This is a genomic window from Streptomyces sp. NPDC036815 (genome assembly GCF_055609205.1).
Window position 1 is genome coordinate 102747 of sequence record NZ_JBVJPW010000010.1, and the last position, 13904, is coordinate 116650.

Genomic DNA, 13904 nt, shown 5'->3' on the forward strand with positions numbered 1-13904 from the left:
CCATGGGCTTCGACATCCCCGGCATCGACGCCGACGACCTCAACCCGCTGAAATGGATCAACAAGGCCAACCACGCATTCGGCGACACCCTCGCCAGCAATCTGGAGTTCCTCGGCATCACCGACCCGGCTGTCGACCCCGACGGCATCCGGGAGATAGCCAAGCAGTGGCGGGCCCTGGCCAAGGGGCTTGACGCCGCAGCTCACGCCGCCGAGACGGCACTCACGGACCTGGAGTGGGAGGGCGAAGCCGCCAAGGCCCTCCACAAGCGGGCCAAGACCGCCCGCACGCAGGCCACCGATATGGCCGAGTCGCTGCGCGACGGGGCCAAGGCGCTGGACGACTTCGCCGACGAGGCGCACGAGTTGCTGACCGAGATCGGTGTGATCCTGGCGGAGATCGCCGAGTTCGAGATCGCGAGTCTGGCGCTCTCGGTGCTGACCGGCGGCCTCTCCGTGATCGCCGGGAACCTTGCGGCCGGGGCGCGGGCCGCGAAGGTCGTGGCGCTGATCGCCCGGATCGAGAAGTCCGGTACCCGCATGGCCTCGGTCATCCGCACCGTCATGGAGGCGATCCGTGGCCTGGAGCGGGCGCTGAAGGCCCTCGGCGAGATCAAGACGATCGCGAAGGCCGGAAAGCTCGCGGGCGAGGGTATGTCGTTCGCCGCCTTCGACGCTGCCCTGCAGGATCCGGGGACCTTCAAGGACCCGGGCAAACTGGCGGAGACCCTGGCGACGGGGGCAGCGCTCGGTGTTGGTGTCGGCGGTCTGGGCAAGCTTCTCGGCAAGGGCCTGGGCAAGCTCAAGCCCAGCGAACTCGCCAAGCTCAGCAAGGCGTTGGGAGCCGATGGCTCGGGTCTGTCCCGGCTCAAGCTGCGGCCCGCGGAGTGGGAGAAGCTACCCGCCTCCATCCGGGCCGCGCTCAAGAAGTGCGACCTGGACCCGATCGATGTCGCCACCGGCGACATGCTGCTGCCGCAGACCGACGTCGCACTGCCCGGCGTGCTCTCCCTCGTGCTGGAGCGCACGCACCTGTCGTCGTACCGCTGGGGTGGCTGGTTCGGCCCCAGCTGGGCCTCGACCCTCGACCAGCGCCTCCAGATCGACGAGGGCGGGATCATCTATGCCGCGCCCGACGGCGCCCGTCTGATCTACCCCCTCCCCACTGCCGACTCCGAAGCCCCGGTCCACCCCGAAGCGGGTCCATGCCTTCCCCTGACCTGGGATACCGAGGCGGACGGGGCCCTGCGGATCACCGATCCGGACACCGGGTACGCGTGCATCTTCCACAGCCCCCGGCCCACCGACGACATCGACGCGGTCGACCTGCCCCTGCAGGCCATCGTGGACCGCAACGGTCAGCGGATCACCATTCATTACGGCGACGACGGCACCCCTACCGGGGTGACCCATTCCGGTGGCTACCGCATCGCCATCGAGCGCCACGCTGGCCTGCCCCGCATTGCGGCCCTCCGGCTCGTCTGCCCGGATCAGCCAGGAACGACCGGGACGCTCCTCGCCTCTTACGACTACAACGACGCCGGGCATCTCTCCGAGATCACCAATTCGTCGGGGCTGCCGCTGAGGTTCACCTATGACGAGGTGGGGCGCATCACCTCGTGGACCGACCGCAACGGGACCGTTTACCAGTACACCTACGACGACCTGGGCCGGGTCGTTCGCACCGAGGGCAGCGACGGTTTCCTGTCCGGCACTCTCTCCTATGACGATGAGACGCGCACGACACTCGTCACCAACGGCCTCGGCGACACGACCCGCTATGAGCACAACGAGGCATGCCGCCTCATCCGGCAAACCGACCCACTCGGACACGTCACCCGTCAGGAATGGGATGCCGACCACCGCCTCGTCGCGGTGACGGACCCACTCGACCGCACGACGCGCTACATCCACGACGAACACGGCCGGGTGGCGACCGTGATACGGCCGGATGGCCAGGAGGCCAGAGCTGAATACAACGCACTCGGCCTGCCCATAACGATCACCGAGCCAGACGGCAGTGTGTGGCGGCAGGGGTATGACGAGCGGGGCAACCGGATCACTGTCACTGATCCCGCCGGAGCCACATCGCGTTACCGCTACAACAGAGCGGGCCACCTCGTGGCGGTCACCGACGCGTTGGACCACACCATCCAGGTCAGCTGCGATGCGGCGGGGCTGCCCGCCAAGATCACCGATCCGCTCGGCGCCGTCACCTCATACGAGCGCGACGGTTTCGGCAACCCCGTTCGCATCACCGATCCGCTGGAGCATGTGACCCACCTGGAATGGACGGTGGAAGGCAAGCTGGCCCGACGCACGTACGCGGACGGGTCGAGCGAGTCCTGGGACTACGACGGTGAGGGCAACTGCACCCGTCACACCGACCCGATGGGGGCAGTCAGCCGCTTCGAGTACACACACTTCGACCAGCTCGCCGCACGTACCGGACCTGACGGTGTCCGGTACGAGTTCACGCACGACGCAGAGCTGCGCCTCACCGGTGTCACCAACTCGCAGGGAGCGACGTGGACGTACACCTTCGACCCGGCGGGCCGCCTGGTCTCCGAGACGGACTTCGACGGCCGAACCCTCACCTACGCCCACGACGCTGCCGATCAGCTCGTCGCTCGCACCACTGCCTCTGGGCAGCAGATCCGCTTCAAACGTGATGCCCTCGGCCACACCGTGGCCAAGGACGTCGAGGGCCGCGTCACCACGTATGCCTACGATGCCGCGGGCCGCCTGACCCGGGCCGTAAACGACGACACCATTCTGAGCCTGCGGCACGACGCTGCCGGACGCCTGCTTTCCGAAACGGTCGACGAGCGCTCCACCGCCTACTCCTATGACCTGCTGGGGCGCCGCACTGGTCGCACCACGCCTACCGGTGCGACCACCACGTATGCCTACGATGCCGCCGGGCACCGGACCCAGCTGACCGCTTCCGGACGCGTGCTGACCTTCGACCACGACCGGGCGGGTCGTGAGTTGTCCCGCCGCGTAGGTGGGGCCCTCACCCTCACCAGTCGCTTCGACCCTCTCGGTCGCCTTACGAGCCGGACAGCGACGGGGCCGGCTCCACGCGGAGTGATCCAGCAGCGGGACTACAGCTACCGCGCCGACGGCAACCTCGTCGCCGTCGATGACCACCTCAACGGTCTCCGTAACTTCGATCTGGACGCCGCGGGGAGGGTCACCGCAGTCCGCGCCGACCAGTGGTCCGAGAGCTACGCCTACGACGACGCCGGCAACCAGACCGACGCTGCCTGGCCTTCCGGTCACTCCGGTCAGGAAGCGACCGGCACCCGCTCGTACTCCGGTACCCGCATCATCAGGGCCGGTCAGGTCCGCTACGAACACGACGAGGCCGGACGCATCACTCTGCGCCAGAAGCCCCGTCTGTCCCGCAAGCCGGACAACTGGCACTACACGTGGGACGCCGAGGACCGTCTCACCTAGGTCGTCACTCCCGACGGCACGATCTGGCGCTACCGCTACGACCCCCTCGGCCGACGCATTACCAAGTCACGGATGGCCCACGACGGCACGACCGTGGCCGAACACACGGACTTCACCTGGGATGGCTCCACCCTGTGTGAACAGACCACCACCAGCGGGGAGTTGCCCAACGCGCTGACCCTTACCTGGGACCACCAAGGACTCCACCCCCTCACCCAGACCGAACGCGTCACAGCGGCTACCGCCCCACAAGACGAGATCGACTCCCGCTTCTACGCGATAGTCACGGACCTTACCGGCACTCCGACCGAACTCGTCGACGAGCAAGGCGACATCGCCTGGAGCGCCCGGCACAGTCTTTGGGGCACCACAGTCTGGCCGGCGGACAGCACCACCTACACACCCCTCCGCTTCCCCGGTCAGTACGACGACCCAGAAACCGGCCTTCACTACAACTACTACCGTCACTACGACCCCGAGACCGCCCGGTATACCGCCCCCGACCCCCTCGGACTCACACCGGCACCCAACCCAAACACCTACGTACACAACCCACACACCTGGACCGACCCGCTCGGTCTGTCACCGTGCCCGAACAACGTCGCGCTGGGGATCCGGAAAGAAGGATTGAGGGAATTCGCGGACAAGAATGGTTTCACTCACTATCTCGATGACTGGACGGGCTTCGAAGCGCAAGTCAGAGCCGCAGCCCATAATCCCAGTGTCCGCCTGCACATATCCATGGACGGGTTTGCAGGGGGAACCTCGGCAGAACGTTTCATGAACGCCTATAGGAGCGGGATGGGAAATAACTGGTTCGCGACCGAGCGCGAGATGTACCACGTAGGGAAGGCGGTAAGGGTGGGCGACAGGGACTGGAGTAGCATTTCCTTCTATGAGGGGGGCCAGAAAGTCACCGTCCCCAAACCGGAATCATGGCCAATGCCTGGGAGTTAACTTGCATAACATCGCATCGTGGGACCGAGAGTTCCAAGTCTGGCAGTACTCCGTCAGTCATTCCGTGCTGCTCCTACGGAGCGTCCAGCCGCGGATCCACAACACGCGCATCGATGTCGTGTTCCCGGCAGTTGAACTCATGCACGTCGGCCCAGATTTCTCAAGCCTGACGATCTCAAGGCTCGACGAAGCCGAAGGTGCCGAATTCTTGCGTGACCGCCATGCGGAACCTGGGCGTGGCACCCTGTTCCTCTTGAATGGTGGAGAGGGATACGTACGCGCCGCCGACTGCCAGTGGCATGAGGACGACGGCGATCACCACGCGCCCTCACGGTTCGGTCCGATGCGAGGCACTGAATAGGGCGGTGCCCGGGGGGCGTGTATCGAGAGTTCGCCGTCCCGGGTGGTCGTGGGCCCGAACTTGGACATCTACGGCCATGGGCCGTCGAAATCGGCCACTCCTCTCCTCGCCGCACTGGCCCGACGAGGTCCCGACCGGTTCGCCGGTCGGGACCTTCGTCGTTTCGGAGGGATGGGTGGCCGGGCCCTCCCCCTGTTCTTCCGTTCCGGCACCCGGCGACGTGACACCCAGTAGTTTTTGTGTGGCCCGAGACAGCTGAGCTCGGGCGGCCGCCTCTGGTGGTCGGTGGCCTCAAGGAGCCGATATGGCCGACGAAGCGTTCAGTATCGACAAGCGACCGCTGCGGGACCTGCTGCAGCAGGTCGAGGTCGGCAAGGCTCAACTGCCCGAGTTCCAGCGGGGCTGGGTGTGGCCGTACCCGAACATCGCCGGGCTCCTCGCGTCGATCTCGCTGAGCTATCCGGTCGGCACCGTCATGTTGCTCAAGGCGGGTGGCGACGTCCGGTTCAAGTACCGGCCGATCGAAGGGGCCACCCCGGCCGGTGAGCCTGAACCCGACACGCTCGTGCTCGACGGGCAGCAGCGGCTGACCTCCCTGTTCCAGTCCCTGAAGCTGAAGGGCCCTGTGGTCACCCAGGACTCGCGCAAGCAGCAGGTGTCCGGCTGGTTCTACGTCGACATGCTCCAGGCCCTCGATGAGAACGTCGACCGCGAGGACGCCATCCGGTTTCTTCCCGAAACGCGCAAAGTGCTCAACTTCCGGGGGCAGGTCGTCGAGGACTACTCCACTCCCGAGCGCGAATACGCGGCGCATCTCTTTCCGCTTCACGCCGTCTTCGACGGCGGCGACTGGGGTTACGAGTTCACCGACCACTGGGAAGGTGACAAGGACAAGCGCAAACTGTGGCGCGACTTCAATGAGGCCTTCGTCCGCCCCTTCGACCGCTACCACGTGCCCGTCATCGAGCTCGGCCGGGCGACCCCGCGCCCAGCCGTGTGCCAGGTGTTCGAGAAGGTCAACACCGGTGGTGTCACCCTGACCGTCTTCGAACTCCTCACCGCCACCTACGCGGCGGACGAGTTCGATCTGCGCGACCACTGGGAGCAGACGTGCCGGGCGGCCTGGAAGGCGCCCGAATACCGCGTCCTCCGTGAGGTCTCCAACACCGACTTCCTCCAGGCGGTCACTCTCCTGGCCACGGCCGAGCGGCGCCGGTACGAGGCCCGACGCGGTACGGAGGAGGAGCGGCTGCCGCGCATCGGATGCAAGCGCAAGGACATGCTCGCGCTCTCCCTGGAGGACTACGTACGCTTCGCGCCGTCCGTCATCGACGGGTTCAAGGCGGCGGCGAAGTTCCTGCACCAGCAGTTCCTCTTCGACACGAAGTTCCTGCCCTACGGAACCCAGCTGATACCGCTTGCCGCGATCCTGGCAGTGGCCGGGCAGGCCGCGCAGAGCGCCGGAGCCCAGTACAAGCTCGCCCGCTGGTACTGGTGCGGGGTCTTCGGGGAGCTCTACGGCGGCTCGACCGAAACCCGTTTCAGTCAGGATCTGCCGGACGTCGTCGACTGGATCCGCGGGGGTGCCGCGGAGCCCCGGACCGTCACCGCCGCGCAGTTCGCCCCCGGCCGCCTGCTGACCCTCCGTACCCGTAACAGCGCTGCCTACAAGGGGATTTACGCGCTCTTGCTCAAGGCGGGAGCCGCGGACTGGCGTACAGGGGAGAAGGCCGAGGTCACCGGGTACTTCGACGAGTCCATCGACATCCACCACATCTTCCCCAAGACGTGGTGCGAAAAGGCCGGGCTCGCCCCCGCCATCTACAACTCGATCATCAACAAGACCCCGTTGACCGCCCGCACCAACCGGATCATCGGAGGGGCAGCCCCTTCCGACTACCTGGGCCGCCTGGCCAGGACCGCGGAAACTCCTCACGAAGGCGTCGCCGAACGCATCCGCTCCCACCTGGCCGCACCGGAGCTCATGGCCACCGACGACTTCGACGGGTTCTTCACCGCTCGCAGAGCGGCGCTGCTCCGCAGCATCTCGGGCGCGATGGGCAAGGCGATCCCGGAAGACGATTCGAGTGCCGAGGGTGCGGGGATCAGCCTCGACGCGGCGGATGACACGGACGATCTGTAATCGCCGAAGACGCTGATTTCGGACGGTGCCCGGAGGCACCATGGCTCCATGGACAGTGGCGCCGGAGCCTCGTCGTCTCCGCCCCCGGCTCTGCCGAAGCGACGCAACGCGGTGCTCCGGCTTTTTGACGACCCCGTGTACCGGGACTGGGCGTTCTGGATGACCGTCGGTTGGGGGCTTTTCGCCATCGTCTCGATTCCGACCAGTGACGAACCGAGCTCTCTACCGAAGTGGTTGGACACTCTCCTCGCCACTGTCATGTTCGTCGCGCTGTTCGGCATCATCCCGACGTGGCTCCGGCTACTCGTCCGCCGGTGGTGGTGGCGCAGGCGGTTACAGACGGCGAGACCCGCCGTGGCGCCGCACGTGCAGGCCCGCACCGCCGGGCCGGCCACCGCACGGCCACCTCGTACCGGTGGACCGGCACCGCCCTCGGGGCACGCCGGTCGAAGTGCGCACCGGGGAGTCGACCGTCAGCCTCCGCTTTCCTCCCAGGCTCCGCTCTCTGCCCAAGCTCCGTTCGCCGCCCAAGCGCTGTCGCCCAGCCGGGAATCGTTGCCGCACCCCCTCGCCCGCGCCGTACGAGCGCTCCAACGGGCGCCCTCCCCGAAGGACCGGTACGAGGCGATGCTCGAGGCCGCCGAGATCCTTGCCATCACCCTCGCGGTCACCGGGGCCGCAGTGCTTCGAGCGCAGCTCGAGGGACGTGTCGCGGGCGACAGCGAGCAGCGGGGTCGAGCGCGGCAGGGGCTGACCGCACTGCGAAACGCGTTGCTCAAGCGCACGACGTTCGGAACGTGGACCAACTGGCTCGACCAGCACCTCGGGCCGATCGCCGACACCCAGCCCGACCTGATCCCCGGCCTCCGGAACGCTCTCCGGGACAACGGCGAGACCCCGGGAATCCTCACGGATCTCCGGGCCCTGCAGAACGAACGCAACCGCACTTCGCACGGCGACAAGCCCCGGAGCCCACAGGAATCGTCCCTGCGCGCGGCCGAGTTCGGGCCCCGGCTCGACCGGGCCCTGGTGAACGCCGCCTTCCTCGGCAGCACTCCGTGGCTCCTCACGCTCTCGTGCAGTTACCGGCCGAGACCGAGAGCCTTCGACGTAGTCATGCAGCGCGTGACGGGTGACCACCCCGATTTCGACTGTCAGTCGTTCACTTGGGCCGAGCCGGTCGCCAACGACACGTTCTACCTGCTGAGTTCAGAGGGCCCGCTCACCCTCACGCCTCTCGTGGCCGGTCTCCTGTGCGATCAGTGCAAACAAGTCGAGATCTGCTACGTCTCCTCGGTCGATCGACACAGCGGTGATCGACACGGCGGGGCCGCGATGTTCAAGAGTTTCGCCCGGGGGCATGAGATCGCCGCTCCCGAGCTGGGGGACGAGGTCCGTACGCTGCCCGACTGCCCGTACGAGGACGGCTCACCGTAGGACGTGGGCCCCGGCCGTCTCCACGGCCGGGGCCCACGTCGTCGGCGGTCCGGTTCCCCGCGGATCGGGCCGGGCGCTGCTACGGGTTCACGTCACTTTCCGCCCGCCTGCCAGAGCGTGACCGCCAGGGCCGTGCAGGACGTGATCGCTGCCAGGGAGGGCAGGGGCCAGCGGCTGCGTTCCAGGGTGTCGAGGCGGTCCTCGTGTTCCGAGAGGGTTTTGTCCGTCTGGTCGGCGCGCTGCAGCAGGAGCGCCAGGTCGCCCCGGGTGGTGGCGAATCCGACGTCCACGGAGCGGCGCAGTCGCTCCAACTCCAGGGGGACGCTCCCGGCCTCAGCTCCCGCCATCGTCCACCCCCTTCCTCCGCAGCCACGAGGGCAGCAGCGCCTCGACGGCCGGCACGGCCATCAGGCGGCTCAGTGCCGTGGCGAAGGCCACGAGGCCCGCCAGCGCCGGGACGTCGGAGAGCCGCGGGTCGGCCGCGAGGAGCGGCAGCGCGGCGATGAGGGTGAAGAGTGCTTGTACAGCGGTGCGCAGGCTTCTGCGCGTGGCATCGTTCATGGTCGTCCTCCCCAGGACTCGGTGTCAGGACGGTGGTCGGGACGCGGTCACGGTTACAGCCGCAGCCAGGGCCGCGGTCACGGCCTCGGCACGCGCAGGCGGACCCAGCTGGCCCGGCCCGGGATGCCGTCCGCGTCCGCGCCCCGGTAGCCGAGCTTGTGCTGCCAGGCGGCGTACGAGGCGCGGTCGGCCTCGCTCCAGACCGGGCCGGGGCCGACCGCGTACCGGCCGCAGCCCTCCTTGACCAGGCGGCGGCCGACGGCCGTGCACAGGTCGTCGCGCCGCCCGATCGTGAAGAACCCCGCGCCGGGGAACGGCGCGTACTCGGGGGTTTCGCCGCCCGGCTCCTTCGAGCCGAGGCGCGTCGACACGCGGCCGCGCATCACCGGCATCGAGAACGTCGGGTCGATCTTGCGGCGGGTCCACTCCCGGTGCCCGATGACGCTCGCTCCCGTCCAGCCGTGGGCCCGGCACAGGGCCGCCGACAGCCGCTCCACCGTGTCGAGCTGGGCGGCAGGGAAGGGGTCGCGGCCGTTGCCGAGGTTCTCGATCTCGAAGCCGTAGAAGCGGGCGTTGCCGTCCACGGCGTCGGGGCCGGGCCGGGACGGCAGCGGCCTCGACGTGCGGACCGCGTCGAGCACCGCGGCCGAGCCGTTGCCCGCGTGGTTGGTGCGGCCGTATCCGACGAGGTGGAGCGTGCCGTCCTTGGTGATCAGGCCGATGCAGAGCGGGCCGGGCAGGGCGGGCATGCCCCGGCGGCAGAGCGCGAGGCTGTCGGTGCCCGCGGTGTGGTGCAGCATGACGCCGTGCACCGGGCCCCACGGGCCTTTGTGGTTGCGGTTGTGCGTCCTCCAGTTGCCGTGCTCTCTCATGCGGACGCCCTCGCCGCGCAGGGCGCGGACGAGGGCGTCGGGCGTCAGAGGTGTGGCCATGGGGGCCTCCTCGGGGTGCGTCAGATCATGGGTGTGATGGTGAGGTAGCGGTTGGTGAAGGTGGCGGTGCCCGCGGTGGTGCGGAAGGCGCCGGTCACGGTGTAGGCGGCGCCCGCGGTGAGGCCGGTGAGCGGGAACTGGATGCTCGCCGTGACCTGGTTCGTGCCGCCGACGACGGCCGCGCGGGAGTCGGCCGCGGCGGTGACGACCCTGGTGCCCTGCTTCACGGAGGCCGAGAAGTACGCGAGGCCGGCCGCGCTGTTGTTGAAGCGGGCGCCGATCGTGAGGACCGCGGCGCCGTACGGCGGGGCGATGAACGTGATGGCGAAGGGGTCGGTGGCGCCGGTGAGCGTCTCGACGTACGCCGTCGACGTCGTCGTACCGCTGAGGGTGCTGAACCAGTGCGCCGGGCCGAGGGAGAGCGGGGCCCACTGCTTGGCGGCGGTGAAGTAGTAGTGCCGGCCCGGGTTGTTGAGCCAGGCGATCATGCCCGGGATCGGGTCGGTCACCTTCGCGTCGCGGGACGCGGCGTCGGGGAACCGCAGCACGGTGCGGCCGTCGACGGCCTCGGCGAGGGACTGCAGGTGGACGGGGATGTCGGCGTTGTCGGCGGGCTGCGGGTAGGGCAGGTTGCCGAGCGGGGTGAGAGCGACCATGGGTTCGGTTCCTCCAGATGCGCGGGGGTGTTCGGGTCAGCCGCCAGATGCGCGGGGGTGTTCGGGTCAGCCGCCGAGGGGCGGCGGCAGCGTCTGGCTCGGGTCCGCTCCCTCGTCCTCCGCCGCCACGAGCGGGTCGTCGATCTGGACGGGGCCGGGCGGCGGCTCGTACGGCACGTGCCCGTCGGCGGGCGTCTCGTCCTCGTTCATGACGACGCTCCCATCGTGGTGAGAAGCACCCGATAGCTGATCGCGGCCGTGGTGAGCTCGCCGAGGGACGCGTACTGGGCGGTGAGGCGCTCGTACTTGCGCTGCTTGCCGTAGGCCGGGTCGACCGGGCCGTCCGGGGTGAGCCCGGCGTCGGCGGGCGCGCCGTTGTAGGCGGTGCCGCGCAGGGTCAGGGTCTGCTGCGGGGCGCTCCCGGCGGCGTGCGTGGTGCGGATGCCCACCACCCAGGCCAGGGTGTCCAGTTCGGCGCCCGCTGAGTCGACCACGCGCACCACGTCGCCGAGTTGGACGCGCGGGTCGTGCAGGACCTCGACGTCGCCGAGGAGCGGCACGGGGTAGCGGCCGGCGGTGAGCATGGCGTTCGAAAGGGCGGAGGCGCTCGCGGACGTCTGCACCCAGTCGGTGGCCTGGGCCGTGTACTGCTGCTTGCCGTAGTGCTTCTGGCTGGTGCTGTTCCACCGGGCGTAGGTGCGCTGCTTCGGGTCGGCGGAGCGCTTGATCGGGACGATGCGCACGGAAGGCTTGCCGTCCTTGGTCACCGTCCACACGCTGGCCGTACCGCGGTTGGCGAACCGTGCGAAGTAGGTCGGCCCCTCGCGCCAGCAGCTCACCGACACCTTGCCCTTGACCGCGGTCCCCCCGGTCTTCGCCGTGCCGAAGCGGACCCGATGGCCCTCGGACGTGACGGAGTCGTCCAGGACGACGAGCGGGCCGATGTCGTTCTCGTCCTCGGCCATGGCGTACTGCACGACGACGGCGGTGCCCGGTTTGATTTCCCGTACCGCCGTGTCGTCCACCACGTCCCCGCGCGCGGCCTTGATGCCGTTCCAGTCCTGGTACGGCTGCTCGCAGTGGTTGCGGCAGGCGTCGATCTCCTCGGTGACGGTGATCGAGGCGATGTCCCGGCTCGTGGTGACGGTGTGGTCGGGGACCGCCGGCACCTTGGCGAACCGCGAGGGGCCCCGCCAGCGGAAGATGCCCTGTTCGTCGAATTCGGCGGTGGACATGCTGGCCCGGGCAATCTCGGTGATCACGTCCCACTGGGAGCCGGTCACCTTCGGGATGTCGTAGAGCGGCAGTTCCGGGGTGTCGAGGACGGCGCCCTTGGTCCACTGGCCGCGCTGCGCCCACTCCTCCTGCGGATAGGTCTCGGTGTCCGTCCAGACCCGGTCGGTGACCTGGAGGCACTCGACGGCCATGTCCGTGGTCAGGTCGATGCGGTTCAGCTCCGAGATCGGCTGGAGTGCCGAGTCCTGGGTGAACGTGTACTTGCCGCCCACCCGGTGCGAGCCGTCGGGAGCGGTGAGGCGTGGCTGAACGGTGGGGCCGACGACCGTACCGGTGGAGGTGGTGTCGACGATGAAGCCGACGTGCCAGTTGCCGCGCAGTGAGGACAGCTTGTCGATGCCCCAGGTGACGGTGGGGGCCGCGGCACCGGTGGTGCCCGACGTGATGCCCACGACGCCCGTGGAGATGTTGAAGGACGCCTTGATGAACCCGGTCTTGGTGCCGCTCTGGTCGAAGACCGCCGACATCTCGATGACGTTGCCGTGCGCGAGAGCCGTGTTGACCCAGCATTCGACCAGGAAGACCTTCCCCGGCAGGACGAAGCGGGAGCGCGGCATCCAGGACGCCGTGAGCCCGGCGGCCTTAGGCATCAGCGCCATCTCGAAGGGCGCGCCCTCCTGGATCCAGTCGTACTCCGCCGGGTTCGGCAGCGTCTCGGGCTGGCCGTACGTGGAGTTGAAACCGCCGTGGAGCGAGGCGTAGAGGACGGTGAACGGCTCCTCGTCCTTCGTGTCCTCCTTGATGACGAGCGGGGCGCGCGGCGGCGGACAGGTGTGGATGCCGCCCTGGCGCAGGAGTTCGTCCACGCACCAGGTGGCGGTGGCCACCGGGAGCCCGTAGTAGTACCCGTGGTACGGCCTGGGCAGCGAGGCGGGACCACGCAGCCGCTCGGCGCCGTCCAGCGCCTCCACGGTCACCGTGTCGCTGCCGGAGGCCGCGGTCCGCGAACGGACCGTGCCGCGGAAGGTCGGCACGGTGCGGCCCGCCGCTCCCGCCGTGTGCACGACGGACTGACCGGGCCGCACGAGATCGCCCGTGGCGCGGTCGGCCCAGGCCGAGTAGAGGCGCGGCGCGGGGATGCCGCCCGTACCGCCGAGGAGCAGCTCCAGCTGGGCGGACGCGCTGCCCGAGAAGGCACGCATCGCCTCCGGGAGGTCCGTCGCGTACGCGCGCTCCACCTTCCACGACTGGACCTGGTCGCCCAGCTCCTGGCCGCCCAGGCGGGTGGTGTGCGAGGGGACGCGCTCGGGGGCGGACAGGGCCTGGTCGAGGGCGTCGTCAGAGGGCTGCACCACGCACCTCCACGAGGTCGATGCCGATGTTCCGGAACGGCAGGCGGGCCGAAGGGACGTCGGTGTACGCGGTGACGGACATGGCCGGGCAGCCCTCGCCCAGGGCGTGGGCGACCGGCTCCTCGTCGACGGTGAGGCAGGCGCCCGCGAGGCCGACCAGGCCGACGGCGCCGGGCCGCCCGACCGGGGTGGCGAAGGCAGCTCCCGCGGGGGCGGTGGCGGTGAGGGAAGCGCCGGTTGCCCGGCTGCCGCTGATGTACGTCCCGTCGGCCGCCTTCCAGTCCAGCTGGGCGGTCGCGGTGGCCGGATCCCAGCCTCCCGGCAGCAGCCAGGAGACCCGCATGCCCGGCGCCACCGGCCACCCCGTCCACGTGCCGTGCACCCATCCGATGGCGGCCGCCGCGTCCTGGCAGTCGACGGTGGTGATGCCCTCGGCGTTACGGGCGAGCGCGATGTCGCCGTTCATGGTGAACCAGTGGTCCCAGCCGCCGGGCACGTCCGACTGCCCGGACGCCTGGTACGGGTCGAGGAGGTTGACGGAGGCGGGGTCGAGGACGGCGAGGGGGCCGCGGCCGGTGCCGACGCGGCGGGCGAGCCGGGCGAGGTGCTGGGCGTCCTCGGGCTCCAGCCACTCGAAGGAGAGCTTGAGGCGACGGACGGTACGGGTGGGCGCAAAGGTGGTGACGCGGCCTTCGAGCGCCTTGAACTCGGTGACGTTGAGCTCGGCGGTGCGGTCCCAGCTCTTCGCCGCCTGACGGATTTCGCGGAGCCGGCCGGGGGCTCCGATCCACAGGTTCCTGGCCATGAA

10 protein-coding genes and 1 pseudogene are annotated in these 13904 nt (G+C 69.1%); 3 read left to right on the forward strand and 8 right to left on the reverse strand.

Features of this window, described 5'->3' with window-relative positions:
- Positions 1–2 precede the first annotated feature (2 nt).
- Positions 3–4055, forward strand: a pseudogene (locus ACZ69I_RS21425) (DUF6531 domain-containing protein); the annotation flags it as partial.
- A 538-nt stretch (positions 4056–4593) separates the two neighbouring features.
- Here the strand turns inward: ACZ69I_RS21425 and ACZ69I_RS21430 are convergent.
- On the reverse strand, positions 4594–4740 hold the full coding sequence (locus ACZ69I_RS21430; protein ID WP_467678887.1) for a hypothetical protein: 147 nt from the start codon (positions 4738–4740) through the stop codon (positions 4594–4596).
- 343 nt (positions 4741–5083) lie between these two features.
- Between ACZ69I_RS21430 and ACZ69I_RS21435 the strand changes: the two genes are divergently transcribed.
- Both ACZ69I_RS21435 and ACZ69I_RS21440 read left to right on the forward strand, forming a co-directional pair.
- Positions 5084–6922: a GmrSD restriction endonuclease domain-containing protein gene (locus ACZ69I_RS21435; protein ID WP_470833952.1), complete on the forward strand. Its 1839-nt coding sequence runs from the start codon at positions 5084–5086 to the stop codon at positions 6920–6922.
- Between the two features lie 555 nt (positions 6923–7477).
- Entirely contained in the window at positions 7478–8359 is an 882-nt protein-coding gene (locus ACZ69I_RS21440) for a hypothetical protein (protein WP_470833954.1), read from the forward strand.
- Between the two features lie 92 nt (positions 8360–8451).
- Here the strand turns inward: ACZ69I_RS21440 and ACZ69I_RS21445 are convergent, their stop codons facing one another.
- The 7 genes from ACZ69I_RS21445 to ACZ69I_RS21475 all read right to left on the reverse strand — a co-directional run bounded on the left by ACZ69I_RS21445 (position 8452) and on the right by ACZ69I_RS21475 (position 13901).
- On the reverse strand, positions 8452–8706 hold the full coding sequence (locus ACZ69I_RS21445) for a hypothetical protein (protein WP_467678893.1): 255 nt from the start codon (positions 8704–8706) through the stop codon (positions 8452–8454).
- Complete coding sequence (locus ACZ69I_RS21450; RefSeq protein WP_467678895.1) at positions 8693–8920, reverse strand: hypothetical protein; 228 nt, start codon at positions 8918–8920, stop codon at positions 8693–8695. The genes ACZ69I_RS21445 and ACZ69I_RS21450 overlap by 14 nt, the downstream gene beginning before the upstream one ends.
- A gap of 77 nt (positions 8921–8997) precedes the next feature.
- Entirely contained in the window at positions 8998–9852 is an 855-nt protein-coding gene (locus tag ACZ69I_RS21455; protein ID WP_470833956.1) for a peptidoglycan-binding protein, read from the reverse strand.
- 20 nt (positions 9853–9872) lie between these two features.
- On the reverse strand, positions 9873–10508 hold the full coding sequence (locus ACZ69I_RS21460; protein WP_467678899.1) for a hypothetical protein: 636 nt from the start codon (positions 10506–10508) through the stop codon (positions 9873–9875).
- 66 nt (positions 10509–10574) lie between these two features.
- Positions 10575–10718, reverse strand: coding sequence for a hypothetical protein (locus ACZ69I_RS21465; protein ID WP_470833958.1), 144 nt, complete (start codon positions 10716–10718; stop codon positions 10575–10577).
- Entirely contained in the window at positions 10715–13099 is a 2385-nt protein-coding gene (locus ACZ69I_RS21470; RefSeq protein WP_470833960.1) for a hypothetical protein, read from the reverse strand. Before ACZ69I_RS21470 ends, ACZ69I_RS21465 begins: the two co-directional genes overlap by 4 nt.
- Positions 13083–13901: a hypothetical protein gene (locus ACZ69I_RS21475; protein WP_470833962.1), complete on the reverse strand. Its 819-nt coding sequence runs from the start codon at positions 13899–13901 to the stop codon at positions 13083–13085. The genes ACZ69I_RS21470 and ACZ69I_RS21475 overlap by 17 nt, the downstream gene beginning before the upstream one ends.
- Between the last annotated feature and the right edge of the window lie 3 nt (positions 13902–13904).